Origin of the sequence: Spirosoma utsteinense (assembly GCF_014282275.1) — a bacterium.
Classification (GTDB): domain Bacteria; phylum Bacteroidota; class Bacteroidia; order Cytophagales; family Spirosomataceae; genus Spirosoma; species Spirosoma utsteinense.
In genome coordinates this window covers 44783-59689 of the sequence record NZ_VFIA01000015.1, presented here as the reverse complement: position 1 = coordinate 59689, position 14907 = coordinate 44783, and the positions used below count along the sequence as shown (strand labels likewise).

General features: G+C 54.4%; 13 protein-coding genes. 6 read left to right on the top strand and 7 right to left on the bottom strand.

What is annotated here, in order from left to right:
* Positions 1–15: 15 nt before the first annotated feature.
* Complete coding sequence (locus FH603_RS13715; protein ID WP_186738097.1) at positions 16–762, top strand: DUF1223 domain-containing protein; 747 nt, start codon at positions 16–18, stop codon at positions 760–762.
* Between the two features lie 137 nt (positions 763–899).
* Here the strand turns inward: FH603_RS13715 and FH603_RS13710 are convergent, their stop codons facing one another.
* Positions 900–1754, bottom strand: a complete 855-nt coding sequence (locus FH603_RS13710) for a hypothetical protein (RefSeq protein ID WP_186738096.1) — start codon at positions 1752–1754, stop codon at positions 900–902.
* An 87-nt stretch (positions 1755–1841) separates the two neighbouring features.
* Positions 1842–4232 carry a family 78 glycoside hydrolase catalytic domain gene (locus tag FH603_RS13705; RefSeq protein WP_186738095.1) on the bottom strand — a complete coding sequence of 797 codons (2391 nt, stop codon included), beginning with the start codon at positions 4230–4232 and terminating at the stop codon, positions 1842–1844.
* Positions 4233–4334: 102 nt separating this feature from the next.
* Here FH603_RS13705 and FH603_RS13700 point away from each other — a divergent pair, with 102 nt between their 5' ends.
* The 4 genes from FH603_RS13700 (at position 4335) to FH603_RS13685 (ending at position 8569) form a co-directional block, all read left to right on the top strand.
* Entirely contained in the window at positions 4335–5816 is a 1482-nt protein-coding gene (locus FH603_RS13700; protein WP_186738094.1) for a xylulokinase, read from the top strand.
* Positions 5817–5858: 42 nt separating this feature from the next.
* Positions 5859–6614 (top strand): hypothetical protein, encoded by a 756-nt coding sequence (locus FH603_RS13695; protein WP_186738093.1) that lies wholly within the window; start codon positions 5859–5861, stop codon positions 6612–6614.
* Positions 6615–6704: 90 nt separating this feature from the next.
* The gene (gene xylA, locus FH603_RS13690) at positions 6705–8051 is read left to right on the top strand and encodes a xylose isomerase (protein ID WP_186738092.1); all 1347 of its coding nucleotides are present in this window, start codon (positions 6705–6707) and stop codon (positions 8049–8051) included.
* A gap of 71 nt (positions 8052–8122) precedes the next feature.
* Entirely contained in the window at positions 8123–8569 is a 447-nt protein-coding gene (locus FH603_RS13685) for a nuclear transport factor 2 family protein (RefSeq protein WP_186738091.1), read from the top strand.
* A 9-nt stretch (positions 8570–8578) separates the two neighbouring features.
* Here FH603_RS13685 and FH603_RS13680 read toward each other — a convergent pair whose 3' ends face one another.
* On the bottom strand, positions 8579–9406 hold the full coding sequence (locus FH603_RS13680) for an enoyl-CoA hydratase/isomerase family protein (RefSeq protein WP_186738090.1): 828 nt from the start codon (positions 9404–9406) through the stop codon (positions 8579–8581).
* A 111-nt stretch (positions 9407–9517) separates the two neighbouring features.
* Here FH603_RS13680 and FH603_RS13675 point away from each other — a divergent pair, with 111 nt between their 5' ends.
* Positions 9518–10633, top strand: coding sequence for a T9SS type A sorting domain-containing protein (locus FH603_RS13675; RefSeq protein ID WP_186738089.1), 1116 nt, complete (start codon positions 9518–9520; stop codon positions 10631–10633).
* Positions 10634–10677: 44 nt separating this feature from the next.
* Here the strand turns inward: FH603_RS13675 and FH603_RS13670 are convergent, their stop codons facing one another.
* The 4 genes from FH603_RS13670 to ftsZ all read right to left on the bottom strand — a co-directional run bounded on the left by FH603_RS13670 (position 10678) and on the right by ftsZ (position 14833).
* Positions 10678–11655 (bottom strand): radical SAM protein, encoded by a 978-nt coding sequence (locus FH603_RS13670; RefSeq protein WP_186738088.1) that lies wholly within the window; start codon positions 11653–11655, stop codon positions 10678–10680.
* A complete protein-coding gene (gene accD / locus FH603_RS13665; protein ID WP_186738087.1) occupies positions 11655–12497 on the bottom strand; it encodes an acetyl-CoA carboxylase, carboxyltransferase subunit beta in 843 nt (280 codons plus the stop codon). The genes FH603_RS13670 and accD overlap by 1 nt, the downstream gene beginning before the upstream one ends.
* Positions 12498–12597: 100 nt before the next feature.
* Positions 12598–13296: a DNA alkylation repair protein gene (locus tag FH603_RS13660; RefSeq protein WP_186738086.1), complete on the bottom strand. Its 699-nt coding sequence runs from the start codon at positions 13294–13296 to the stop codon at positions 12598–12600.
* 100 nt (positions 13297–13396) lie between these two features.
* Complete coding sequence (gene ftsZ / locus FH603_RS13655; protein WP_186738085.1) at positions 13397–14833, bottom strand: cell division protein FtsZ; 1437 nt, start codon at positions 14831–14833, stop codon at positions 13397–13399.
* Positions 14834–14907 lie beyond the last annotated feature (74 nt).

Below are 14907 nucleotides of genomic sequence, written 5' to 3'. Positions count from 1 at the left end.
TCACTCCATTCGGTTATGAATTACGTCCCTGTTCTATTGACATTCGTCGGAATGATGATTGGATCAGCGCCTGAGAAACCCGACAAACCAACACCGCAGCCTGTTGTGGTGCTGGAACTGTTCACGTCGCAGGGTTGCTCCAGTTGCCCGCCCGCCGACCAGGCCTTGCACGACATTGCGCAGAAAGCCGCCCGCTCCGGACAGGCGGTATATAGTCTGTCGTTTCACGTCGATTACTGGAACCGGCTGGGATGGCAGGACCCCTTCAGCAGTAAACTCTTCACCGATCGCCAGCGCCAGTACGACCGTATCCTGAATAGCCAGACCTACACGCCCCAACTCGTCATTAATGGACGGCAGGAATTGATTGGCAGCCAGAAAGCAAAAATCGAGCAGGCCATAAAAACCATTCAGCAGCAACGTCCATCCGCGTTTGTCGACGTCGACGGCAGTTTAGCCGCCGACGCTAAGCAGGTAACTGTATCCTACAGCCTGGCCTCGTCCGGGCAAACAGCCCCGTACCGTGTCAACGTAGCCCTGGTCCAGAAAGAAGCCCGAACAGCGATTGGAAATGGTGAAAACGGTGGTCGTACGTTGCTGAATACGAACATAGTCCGGCAGTTCAAGACGATTGACAAGCCGGGTGCATCGGGGAGTGTGTCGCTGGCCTTACCTGCTGGTCTGACGTCCGATCGAACAGCGGTGCTGGTCTACGTCCAGCGGACCGACACGGGGCAGGTCATTGGTGCGAAACAGTTGTGAGTGCTTTGTACTAGTTCTGAACCTGTTTGGAATTACTGAACCAAGCGGGTTACTGGATCCTGGCCGGGCTGGTGCGCCAGCCCGGCCAGGATCCAGTAACCCGCTTGGTTCATGACCGAAGGTTATTCGACCAGAACTTACAGCCCCATGGTCAGGCTAAGGCCCAGGCCCTGGCTGGCCGGGGAAAGCCGAAAAGAGGTAGCCGAGGCATTCGTATAGCGATTGGCAGCCCGGCGAAATTGTACCGTGGCGCGGTGGCTCAGCCAAACCGACGTTAATCCAAGTACAATACCACTACCCGCCAGGGCAGCGCCAACAACAGCCTGATCATGTCCGCGCCGACGGTCGGTTTGATTCATCGGGTCATTGTTGATACCGAACTGCCCCAATCGATCGGGTCTTCCACCAAATCGACCGGCACCACGCCCCCCGTGATCGGACAAGGCGAGCCCGGCCCCAGCGCCAACAAGTGCAACGGCCGATCCAGCGGTGATAAACGCCCAGGTTCGGAGCGAACGTCCCCGATCGAACGCAGCCATCGCATCAGGCTTAAGCCGCAACAGGTTTTCGGCTTGGGCCATGTCCACGCGCTGCCCGTTCGCGTCTACAAAATGGCGGTTCAGCAACCGGCTTTGGTACCGCAGTCTGTCGAGCGCTACCGGTGGATTGGCCGTTCCAAACATACCTCTTTGTTGACCGGGAAGGAGCCTGCGATCCATTCTGTTGCGTAGATTCATCCCATCTGCTGACGGAGCGCGGCCGGGTTCGAATACATCTTTCGTCCCGTTGGCATAATTGATCAGCAATACATCCTGAATGGGGGCGGTATAAACAGGCCCCTCAAGATTGGCCGATTTTCGGTATGTAAGTTCTTGCCGACCAACTTCCGGCACTTTAGCGGGAATCTGATCGCCGTTACGGAGAGTTATTGTATCCTGGGCATAGGTAAGTGTGCTGGCAAAGAGACCAACCATTAGGGTAAGTGCACGCATAGTTTCGGTGGTTTAATGAACGGTTTACCTGTCATTAACAGCCCATACGACCAAGCGTACTCTTCCGTTGCCGAACAACGGATATATTTATAACATAGTTACCGGCTGCTTTCCCGCTTTCAGCGGTATCGACTTCCCTTTCCAGCGCAGCGTACCCGTTAGCGTAGACGGCAGCGTAACAGTGCCCGTTAGCCCACCGGCCGGCGTTTTCTGGAACTGAACGATAATATCGCCCGCCGGATGCGGCATCTGACCGTTTACAGTGGTCAGGTTACCCAAAAACGGTTCGATGCGCACTGTCCGAAAACCCGGCTCAGCCGGACGTATGCCGCAGGTTATAGACAAAAATTCGTAGAGCGGAGAAGCACTCCAGGCATGGCAATCGGACCGGGTGGGCTCGGGTTGTTCGGCGAAGGTGGTTAGCCCCATGTCCAGCATGGTACGCCAAGGCTTAAGCTGGTCGATGAGCTGGTCGCCCAATCCTGTCTTTTTGAGGGCCTCAAACAGATAAAATTTAAAGTAAAATGTGGCCTGCGTAATGGCGGTGGGGCCGCTGGCAGGTTCAGTCATCGTTTTTTGCAGTAGAGCCGCCTGCTGCGCTACGGGCACCGCATCCGTCAGAACAGCCAGTATATTAGCGTGCTGGCTAAAGGTTTTCCTGGCAGGGGTATCAGCCAGCAGCCCGCGGCCCGTATCCCAGCATTCGCTATACACCGCCTTGTTAAGCCGCCTGCCCAGGTCCCGATAGTGCTCAGCCCGCTCGTTCTGCCCGAAATGGGCCAGGAGGTCGCCCGCCCGGAAATACGTGTAGGCTTGCTGTAAGGTCAGCGTGCTGGACCCGCCGTTTATGCCGGGCGGTACACCCCCAATGCGCGACTCTTCCGTCCAGGGCCAGGCCCAGTCCACAAAATTCCACCAGTTCATGGGCCCGTTCAGCCCGACTTTAGCCAGCCGCTGCTCGTGCCAGTCCAGCACACCCACAATACCCGGCAGCATGGATTTGACAAAGGCGTCGTCGGTTCGGTGCATCCAGTAGTCGTGAACCATACACACCCAAAACAGCGAGAACGTGGGGATCACCTGAAAATCGGCGGAGGGATAGCGGCTTTGAGTAAGCCCCTCATTGAAGCGGCTATGGTCATAATCCAGAATCGCTTTGCGCATGAGCCGATCATCGCCCGCGACATACAACGAAATCAGCGACTGAATACGCGTGTCGCCCACATACTGCAACTGCTCGTAGTAGGGGCAGTCGAAGTAGGTTTCGCCTGCACAAAGCCGCGCCGTTCGCCAGCCTGTATCCCAAATCGCTTTCAGCGTGGTGTCGCTAGTCGCAAACCGGGCCTTCTGCTCAAAGGGGTAGCCCGTAAACTGCCCCTGCAGATCCTCCAGAACAAGCGGATCATCTTTCGTTTCGACCGTTAGTTGCAGGTAGCGATACGTACGAAACCAGAGCGGGCGGAAGGTTCGCCTGGCGCTTCCGTCAGCCACAAACTGATCGTCGAACCCCCGAATCGTTCGTCCGTCGATCTCGTTTCGGTTTCCTTTCTGGTTTTTGGCGTCGACCAGAGCTTCCGCGTACGTTAGTGTCACCACGGCACCTTTGCCACCGCTAACGGTTAATTCAGGATAGGCATTAGTAATTGCGCCCTGATCGAGCAGGAACGTCGCTTTGGTATTGGCTCTGACTTTGGCGGGTGCTTTTCCCTGAAGAAAACCGGCATCCATTTTTCCGTTTTCGGTCCGTCGAACCGCGGCCAGCCGAACAGGACTTTCCTCCATCATCGGGATCTGACGCGGAACCAGGCCCCAATTCCCATCCGTACCGAGGCCACGCGGCTTTGTCGGGAAGCTGAGCAGTCTGGCGCTTACCCACGTCCGATCGTCGAAACCCGGTTGCTCCCAGCCCCACGGATACTGGGCCGCATCGACGCGGTCGCCATCGCCCATGACGATGTACGTTTGCAGCTTGGCAATGTCATTTTTTATCGGCGAGTAAGCAGGGTTTTTGTACACTTTCCAGCTTGCATCGGAGTTCACCCCTTTTTCGGCTTCGCTGTCGCCCTGCAGCACGAAGCCGGTCTGGTAGGTCATCTGGGCCACGGGAGTACCCTCGCCCATATTCCAGACCTGCGCAGCCAGTACATTACGGCCCGCCTGCATGAAGGGTGCCAGATCCAGTGTTTCGTAATTCCAGTTCTGGGTATCGCTGCGGGCCGGCCCGATGGCTACCGCCTTCCCGTTCACAAACAGCCGGTACCGGTTGTCGGCCGACACATGTACCACGAAGCGGGCTGGCTTTTGTGGCAGGTCGATGGCTTTCCGAAAATGATAGATGCCATACTGCCGGGCCGGGGCCGTTGGGTGCAGAATCCAGTGGGCAGTCCAATACGTGTTGGTCCAGTCGGGGGCAGGTGTTTGGGGGAACCCCACCCGACAGGCAGTCAGTAAAAACAAAATTGACAAAACTCGTTTCATACTAGCAATGATAGGAACGGAAAAGGACATTTTTGACCAGTCTACTAATTTCCCCCTTCCCGTTGTACTTTCGTATTTAATTCCTAACTCTTACAAAACCACATGTATCTTCTTGGATTTGATCTTGGCAGTTCATCCGTCAAAGCGTGTTTGATTGAAGCTGAAACCGGTAAAGCCGTAGCCTCTGCCTTTTACCCCGAAATAGAAATGGCGATTGAATCGCCCCAAACGGGTTTCGCCGAACAGCAACCCGAAAAATGGTGGACAAATGCCTGTCTGGCCAGCAAAGCGGTTATGGCGCAGGCCAATGTGCAGCCTGCCGAGGTGAAAGCAATCGGAATTTCTTACCAGATGCATGGTCTGGTAGTCGTTGATAAAGACTTTACTGTATTACGGCCGTCGATCATCTGGTGCGACAGCCGGGCTGTGCCTTATGGAAATGACGCCTTCGATGCGCTTGGCCATGATCGCACACTTCGCCATCTGCTCAACTCGCCGGGTAATTTCACGGCCGCTAAACTGGCCTGGGTGAAAGCCAATGAACCGGATATATACGCTCAGGTCGACAAGTTCATGCTCCCCGGCGATTATCTGGCGGCCCGCATGACGGGCGAGATCGTAACGACCGCTTCGGGTTTATCGGAGGGTGCGTTCTGGGACTTTCAGGCCAACCAGCCTGCTCAATTCCTGCTCGACTATTTCGGCTTCGACGCTTCCCTGATCCCGACCATCAAACCGACCTTTGCCGAACAGGGACAGGTAACGAGTGCAGCCGCAGCGGAGCTTGGTCTGGCGCCCGGCACGCCGGTCACCTACCGGGCAGGTGACCAGCCGAACAATGCCTTGTCGCTGAATGTGCTGGAGCCGGGCCAGATCGCGGCTACGGCCGGTACGTCAGGTGTCGTGTACGGCGTCAGTGATCAGGCCGATTATGACCCCAAGTCACGCGTCAATACGTTCCTGCACGTGAGTCATACCATCGAAGCACCCCGGTATGGTGTGCTGCTGTGCGTGAACGGTACGGGTATTCTGAATAGCTGGCTGCGTAACCAGGTATTGCAAAAATCGATCAGCTATAGCGATATGAACGTGCTGGCTCACGAAGCGCCGGTGGGTGCCGATGGGCTGGTGTGTCTGCCCTTTGGCAACGGCGCGGAACGGATGCTGGAGAACCGGGAACTGGGCGCGTCTTTCCACGGCCTTCAGCTAACCCGCCACGGGTTGCCTCACCTGGTTCGGGCCGCGCAGGAAGGCATTGTTTTCGCCCTGTACTATGGCATTAAGGTGATGGAAGGCGTTGGTGTTGGGTTACAGACGGTACGGGCGGGCGAAGCCAATATGTTCCTGAGCCCACTCTTCCGCGATACCCTGGCCAACCTGACCGGCACGACTATCGAACTCTACAACACCGACGGTGCACAGGGAGCAGCCCGCGGGGCTGGCATCGGACTGGGCTACTATAAAACGCCCCAGGAAGCGTTCACAGGCTTGCACGTCACCAAGACAATAGAACCCGACATGCGGGCACAGGAGGGGTACCGGGAAGCTTACGAGCGCTGGCTGTCGGCCCTGGAAGCATCTTGATACAAGTATTCGTTCATTCGTTTACATTTACGAAAAAACGATATGAAACCGGTAGCTCTCCTGACCCTGTGTGTGGCAGCCTTGTCGGCCTGCTCTCCTAATGCACAATTGGTGACCTTACGTGGCAACAATGTCAGGCCCGACCCCGCAGGCCTGGTGCTCGATAATGACAGCCTGACCCTGCGCTATAATTTCTCGAGCCAACGGGGGCAAATGTCACTATCACTGCTCAACAAGCTGGACCGACCCCTCTATATCGACTGGAAACGCTCGGCATTCATTGTCGGACAGAATAAGCTAGGCTACTGGCAAGACGTAGCGGCTGTCGACTTAACGAATTCGGCCGCGGGGGGGCGTTTTGCCCTCTACTCGATTGGCTCCATTAACGGCACTATTACCAAAGACGAGCAAATTGGCTTTATCCCGCCCAGGACCCGTCTGGAGAAAAAGCAGTTTGTCGTCGTGCCATCCGGCAACTTACGCATGACGGGAAAACCGGATGTCGTTCAGGAGGAATCGAAAAGGAACCCGAACCAAAAAAAGCCGACGTTAATCAATGTCTACACCTATGCAGCCGACCAGTCGCCACTCAGGTTTCGAAATTACCTGACGCTGTCGACCGACAAGGATTTCAAAACGGAGTTTACCATCGACACCGATTTTTGGGCATCGGATATACGGGTGGTACCCCTGGAGCAGTTGACAGGCACGGCGATCCAGCAGCCGGATGGTACGTATTCTTACCAGCAGTCGTTCAACAAGCCGGATAGTTTTTATATTCCTATTCAAACCCCGTAGGGAGAAAACCAGCCGATCGGTCTTTCGAGAGGTAACAAGTTTTCAGGAGCACCGGGCTTCTGAAAACTTACTTACTTAAAAAAATAGATTATGTCTCAAACGAATCTGACACTCGGCGACAAAGAATATTTCCCCTTCGTTTCAGCTCCCATCCAGTACGAAGGTCGTGAGTCTGACAATCCACTGGCGTTCAAATTCTATGATCCCAGCCGGACCATCCTGGGCAAACCCATGAAGGACCTGTTCCGGTTTGCGGTTGCCTACTGGCATACGTTCTGCGGTACGGGAGCCGATCCCTTCGGACCAGGTGTTAAACACTTTCCGTGGGATGCCAACGCCCAGACCGACCCCCTCGGGGCGGCTCATCAGAAAATGGATGCCGCCTTCGAGTTTATCACCAAGATCGGTATGGAGTACTACTGTTTCCACGATGTGGACGTAGCCCCGGAAGGCAACTCCAATGCTGATTTCGAGAAAAATTTTCGGGCTATTGTCGACTACGCGAAGCAGAAACAGGCGGCCAGTGGTGTACAGCTTCTGTGGGGAACAGCCAACCTGTTCAGCCACGAGCGCTACATGAACGGAGCCAGCACCAATCCTGACTTTCACGTACTGGCCCATGGCGGCTGGCAGGTAAAAAACGCGATCGACGCTACCATCGAACTTGGCGGACGGGGCTATACCTTCTGGGGTGGTCGTGAGGGATATATGTCGCTGTTGAACACCAACATGAAGCGCGAAACCGAACACCTGGGTAAGTTTCTGCAAATAAGCCGGGATTACGCGCGTAAACAGGGGTTCAAAGGATCGTTCTACATCGAGCCCAAGCCAATGGAACCGACCAAGCACCAGTATGATTTCGATGCGGCTACGGTGGTTGGTTTCCTCAATCGTTACGGCTTACAGGATGACTTCGAACTAAACATCGAGACCAATCACGCTACCCTGGCCGGCCACACCTTCGCCCATGAGCTACAGGTAGCCGCCGACAATAACATGCTGGGTACCATAGACGCTAACCGGGGCGACTACCAGAACGGCTGGGATACCGACCAGTTTCCGGTAGACGTGTACGAGCTGACAGAAGCGATGCTGGTCATTCTGGAAGCGGGTGGTTTCAAATCGGGTGGGGTTAATTTCGATGCCAAAACGCGCCGGAGTTCTACCGACCTGGATGATATTTTCATTGCCCATATTGGTGGAATGGATACGTTTGCGCGGGCAGCCATCGCAGCTGAAGCCATTCTGAGCAAGTCGTCTTACAAAAAACTACGCACCGATCGGTATGCCAGCTACGATGCGGGAGAGGGAGCGCGGTTCGAGAAAGGCGAGTTGACTCTCGAGGACCTGCGCCAGTATGCTATGACCAACGGCGAACCCAAACAAATCAGCGGCAAACAGGAGTTGTACGAGATGATTGTTAACCAGTATATTTAGCCCGTCATTTAGCGCCCATACGAATGCCATATCCTGACGGTATGGCATTCGTATTTTCAACTCCTTCCACCATGAAACACATTTTCCTGTTCATCGGAACCCTGTTCCTCTCGTCTTCGTCATTTGCCCAGTCACAGGACGAGGCTGCCGTGAAGACTACGATCAACCGCATGTTCGAAGGCATGAGCAAAGCCGACTCCACGCTGATGAAGCCGTTGTTTGCACCCGGTGCCCGCCTGCAAACGGTACAGAACAAACAGGGTGCCGTTTCGGTAAAAGAAGATCCTATTGCCGGTTTCATCGCATCGGTTGGTAAAGCGAAAGCCGGTGCGCTGGACGAACGGCTATCGGGTATGGACATCAAAATAGACGGCGACCTCGCCACCGCCTGGACACCGTACGCTTTCTACTTTAACGGCCAGCAAAGCCACTGTGGCGCCAACGCCTTCACCCTCGTGCGTATCGCCGGCGACTGGAAGATTCAGAACATTATCGACACCCGGCGGAAATGTGAGTAATGACTCCCGTTACCCTTCCCACTCCGGTTTTCGTTTTTCCAGAAAAGCGGCCATCCCTTCTTTCGCATCCTTCGTTTGCTGAAGTTGCTGAAACTGTTCATATAAGAAAGCCTGCTGCTCTTCCGACGGCAGGCTTTTTAGTTGTTGAGCCGCACGAAGGCCGAATTGCATCGCCGTGGGCGAATACTGTTTCAGTTCGCTGGCCAGACGAAAAACGGCATCTGCCAGATCGTCGGCCTCAACAACATCCGTTACCAGTCCAATCGCCTGCGCATCAACCGCAGAGAGCGTTCGGGCACGCAGGCACAGATCGAGCGCAGTACGGGCGGGCATGATGTCGCGCAGCACAGCCAGCACCTGAAACGGGAACAGCCCGCGCCTGACCTCCGGCAGGCTAAACGTAGCCGAAGCGGCAGCTACAACATAGGTACTCCCCCCTACCAGCAAAAAGCCACCGGCATATACCGGTCCCTGCACCTGAGCGATACACGGTTTATGCAACGCTGCCATTAACTCTCCCAACCGCACAGGGCCAGGTGGCACGGGCACCCGCTCCACTCCACTGACCAGACCGTCGTTGGGCTGCGACAATGCTTTCAGGTCCATGCCAGCGCAGAAGGTATCGCCCGCTGCCGCCAACACGATGAGCCAGACAGCAGGATTATACTGCGCGTAAGCCAGCGCAAACGCCAGTTCATTGAGCATGGCCGGATGGAGCGCATTCTTCTTGGCGGGCCGGTTGAGGGTAATCGTCAGCCGGTGATCATCAAGCGTGACGATCAGAAAGTGAAACCCTTCTTCGGGTAATCGAGCAACTTGATCAGGGGTATAGAGCATGGCCGAAAAGTACAAAAATACCGCTTACGAAATGTTCATGTCTCCGCATACAGGAATCTATCCATAGCTAGTTATCTGGATAAGTTCATCTGTTCCTTCCCTCGATCCGTTATGAAAGCATGTACCCTGTTTTGCCTGATACTGTTCAGTATTCAAACGGCCTACGCCACTCATTTACGAGGTGGCTATATTCAGGCTCGCTCCACCTCAACAACGGCTTTAACGTATGAGGTGACCGTCCGGCTGTTCCTGGACGAAGTTCAGGGCAGTGTGGCAACCGCTGGGCTGGATCAGCTTTCTCTTTGTTTTGGCGATGGCAGTACACAATCCGTAGTCAGGACGTCGCGCGTATGGATGAACGATAAAACGATCAGCATCAACACCTACCGGATTACGCACACCTTTGCCGGGCCGGGCACCTATACGTTGTCAACAGCCCTCCAGACCCGGTCAATGTCCCGGAACATACCCGGTCTCACAGATCAGTACCCACTCGTGCTGTATACGACGCTGTCGACGGGAGGCAGTAACCAGACACCAACGCTTACTGTACCTGAGACCGGCTTTCAGGCAGCTACCAATCAGCGGCTGGTATTTCCGCTAGAAACCATAGACACTGAAGGTGACAGTCTGGTCTATAGTCTCACGCGGCCACGAACGACCGTGGGAACGGACGTATGCTCCCGCCAGCTGGTAGAATCGTATCAGTACCCAAACGACGTAGCGCGTCAGGGTACGTTCACGCTGGCGAATCGTACCGGCATTATAACCTGGGATACACCCGTTGAGCAAGGTAATTACAGCCTGGCCATCACCGTTAGCGAGTACCGTAACGGTATCCAGATTAGCCAGAGTCTGATTGAAGTATCGCTGGTTGTCGTTGACAGGCCGGGCCTACCCGGCACTATACCGCCTTATGAGCCAGCGCTGGAAGGAAATGGGCCTGTAACAGGACTAACCGACTACCGGGACGATGCGGTCCAGCTAACGGTATTTCCTAACCCGGTCGATGATCGGTTGCAAGTCGTCGTTCAGAGCAGTAACCCAACACGGGCAACGATTCGGTTGATGGACGTAAGCGGCCGACTTCTGCACGAGCTTCCGTTCAAACGCCTGGCCCGGCGGCATGAACAAATGATTAGCTTAGATAGCCTGACGCCTGGGACCTATCTGGTGCAGGTCGACGTAAACGGGAAGAAACTATCAGAGAAAGTGGTTAAGAAGTAAAGAGACTGGTCATCAGTTGACAGGTATTCATGGTAATCCAGCCATTAAATCAGCTGTTTCCAGGTCCCTTTTACCCAATTATACTTGATTGTACTGGGCAGTGCCCGCCAGAAGTACTTGTTGACCTCAACGGCAAACGATGGCTGCATGTAACAGTTGATCGCACATCCTTCGCAGGCAGGCAGGCGACCCTCCAGCGCCACCAGCTTCTGTACCTCATCGGAGCGGTAGAGCGCATACAGGTTGTTGTCGATCGAAAAGTCTTTCAGCCCCAAATGATAACAGGGAAGTACGATTTTATTCTCGGGAGAGATAACAATGGTGGTGCTCCCCGCCCGGCAAATAGGGGCGTCGATGTGGTTACCGCCATCACGCCGGAGTTGAATGAAGGCGTCGTTGAGGTACACGTTTTTCTGCTTTCCCCACCAACTCATCTGTTGCAGCGTATCGTCGGAGAGTCTATCCCCAGTTTCGACGGTATTGTATTCGAAGACCGGATTCAGGATCAGCATCAGATCGTTGGGCAGGCATATTTCCTCATGCATTTGCCGAATCTGATGAACATTGCGTTCGAATACGGTAAAGAGGATATCGGGCCGTTCGCCCAGTTGCCGGGCCAGCACGATGGACTCCATTACTTTATCGAAACACCGTACACCCCGCGAGGCATCATGCTCACTGGCCACCGGCGAATCGAGTGAAAAATGAAGCATATCGACCAGACCCCGCAGGCGTTGAGCCTGTTTGGGGTACAACAGCGCGTTGGTTGTAACGGTGGTAATAAGCCCCAGTTCCTTAGCCTCCCGAAGCAGATCGGGCAGCTGACGGTGTAGCAGCGGCTCCCCCCCCGTAAAATCCACCACCCGAACGCCTAACCGTTTCAGATCACGCAGGTTTTGCCGGGCATTATCGAGCGTGACATACGGCGAAGGCCGTTCCCAGATATCACAGAAGCTACAGGTTGCATTGCACCGGTAGGTGACGTAATAATTACAGAGAACGGGATGGCGGACCAGACGCATTACACCAACATAGCGAACAAGCTGGACAGTTTATCTTTCAAATCTTTACGGTCGACGATGAAGTCGAGGAAACCATGATCGAGTACAAATTCAGCGCTCTGGAATCCTTTAGGCAGGTCTTTACCAATTGTTTCCCGGATAACCCGCGGGCCGGCAAATCCAATAAGCGCTTCCGGCTCGGCAATATTAAAGTCGCCCAGCATGGCATAGGATGCCGTTACGCCCCCCGTTGTCGGATCGGTCAGCAAAGAAACATAGGGCAGTTTAGCCTGGGAGAGCAGCGCTAGTTTAGCCGATGTTTTTGCCATTTGCATAAGCGAAAAACCAGCCTCCATCATCCGTGCCCCACCCGACCGGGAGATCATCAGGAATGGCGTCCGGTTTTTAATAGCGTAGTCTATGGCCCGGGCGATTTTCTCCCCTACAACCGACCCCATAGATCCCCCAATGAAGTTGAAGTCCATGACAGCCATCGTCACGATAGATCCGTTTACGGGGCCGTAGGCAGTTCGGACTGCGTCTTTCAAGCCCGTTTTAGCCATAGTGGTCTTGACGCGGCTTGGATAGGGCTTTGTGTCGGTGAAATTCAGCGGATCGCCCGAAGTCATATTCTCATCAAGCTCGGTGAACTGGTGGTCATCGAACAGGATCGAGAAGTAGGCGTCGGACCCTATTTTTTCGTGGTAGTTGCAGTGAACACAGGTATATGCATTGAGCTTGTGCTCCCGCGTGTGCATCGCTTTTTTGCAGTTCGGACATTGATACCACAAACCGTCGGGGGCCTCCCGTTTCATTTCGGTCGGGGTCTGAATGCCCTTATCTTTTCGGACGAACCAAGACATTATCGAAGAGTTTTCGGTTAAACGTTAACGGAGCGGGCTTGTTACCTTATTCTGTAAACGGGCTGTAAAGATACGAAGACCGTTCACCAATCCATCCATCTCAGCGGTCCAGATAATAACGTCGTCTGGACGGATCGAACCGTTCGATGGCGTAGCGAAGGGCCGTTCGGGGCAACTGCCGGATATGGTCATGCAGGAATTCCTCCAGCGCGTCGGGGTTACGCTTGCCCACCTCGCGCAGCATCCAGCCCATGGCTTTATGAATTAAATCGTGCGGATGAGCCAGTAGCACCTCGGCAATGGCAAACGTATCGGAAAACTGATTCCGGCGAATAAACGTCAGCGTCGACACAAGGGCCATTCGCTGACTCCACAAATGATTTTCATGGGCCAGATCATACAGTAACGACCGGTCGCCTTCCAGCAATGGGCGACCCACAAGCTGGGGGCAGCTTACATCAACAAGATCCCAGTTGTTCACATATTGCCGATTGGCCAGGTACCGCTCCATCACGAGGTTACCCTGGGTAGCGCCTGCCTTCTTCATCTGATAACACCAGATTTGCAGGGCGGTCATACGGCATTCGTGATACGGATCATGCAGCAGCTGTTCCACCTCACTCGACGGAAGATCCAGAAACTGTTTGGCAATGCTATGTTGTTGGGGCATAGACAGGCCCAGAAATTGGTCTCCTGCACCATACTGCCCCGGTTTTGTCTTAAAAAAGCGGGCCGCAAACGAGGCCCGTTCGGGCTGTTCGAGGCTGACAAGGGCTTCTTTTACGTCGGTATGTGTCATTAGTAGACGCTGTAATAAGGGAGTTGCACAGTACCATAGATGGCAAAAAAAAGGGCTTTCGCGATGAAAGCCCTTTTCAATATAGGAAACCGACGGGTATTTAATCGTTCAATTTCGACCGTACAAACTCATGCTCAGGTAGCATCGGCAAGGCATAGAGCAGCGTTTTGTTGCGTTCGAAAGTAGGCCGGTCCAGTTCAGCAGGAATGTATGGTCCTTTCACAAAAGCGTCCACCGTGCGCCGAATCAGGTCCATATCGCTGGGGCGATCTTCGTCGTCCATAACCAGCGTATCGTTATCGTCCGAGTCGGGCCGCAAGCCCATGCCCGGCATTGAGTCTGGCCGGACAATGGTAATACCACCAGGGCCCGTCATGGTTGTTTCTTTCTCCTGAACCTTGTCCGTCACGCCTACCGGAATACCCATATCGTCACCATCGGCATCAACGGGCACCAGTTCCTCGGTAGACTCCTCCAGCCCAAGTCCATTCCCGGGTAACTCCGTTCCAACAACTATATCCAGATTGACGTCAGGCTCGATGGTTCCTTTAAGCTGGTCCATTAACGTAGTGGTACCATCGAAACCCGCAGCAATAATCGTTACCCGCAGATTGTCTTTCAGCGTTTCGTCGGTTATGGCACCAAATTTAAACATCCGTGCTTCAGCCTGGATTTTTTTGGCAACGTGTTCCGAAATGGCCATCTGCTCTTTCAGGCGCATGGCGTGTTCACGGCTCGACGAGATCGTCAGCAGGATACGCTTGGCTCCCCGAATATCGTGATCGTTCAGCAACGGCGAGTTCAGCGCGGCTTCGATAGCCCGTAACGCCCGGTCTTCACCAGCCGCTTCCGCCGACCCCATCACTGACTGTCCAGCCTGTTCAAGCACTTTTTTAACGTCGGCAAAGTCAGCGTTGATATCGCCCTGGGTTGTAATGATCTCGGCAATGCTTTTTACGGCATTGGCCAGTACATCGTCGGCATGGGCGTATGCTTCCGTCCACGTCAGTTCGCTATACAGCTCGGCCAGTTTGTCGTTCAACACGACGAGTACGGTATCACAACTTTTCTTTAACTTCTCAATACCCTCGCGGGCCTGTTCTTTCTTGTCGGTTCCTTCATACCAGTAGGGCGCCGTTACGACCGCTACTGTTAGTAACCCCATCTCGCGGGCCACTTCGGCTACAACCGGAGCGGCACCAGTACCGGTCCCTCCACCCATACCAGCCGTAATGAAGACCATTTTGGTAGGTGGAGCCAGCAGGCTTCGGATTTCTTCAATGCTGGCGCGAGCCGCATCTTCACCCGCCTTGGCCTCGGTTCCAGCGCCTAATCCATCGCCCAACTGTAATTTCGTTGGAACAGGATTACTCATCAGCGCCTGACGGTCGGTATTGCAAACGGCGAAGTTTACATCCTTCATGTTGATGTTGTGCATGTGCTTGACGGCATTGCCGCCCATGCCCCCCACGCCGACAACCTTGATTATGGTTGGATTGTCGTCCGGTATTTCGAATCTATAGCCCTGACTAAGCATCGTATGGGTCTGTGGTGTCTGTTCGTTATCTAAAAACTCCTGAATGCAATCAAACCGGCGCGAGGCCGGTCTCC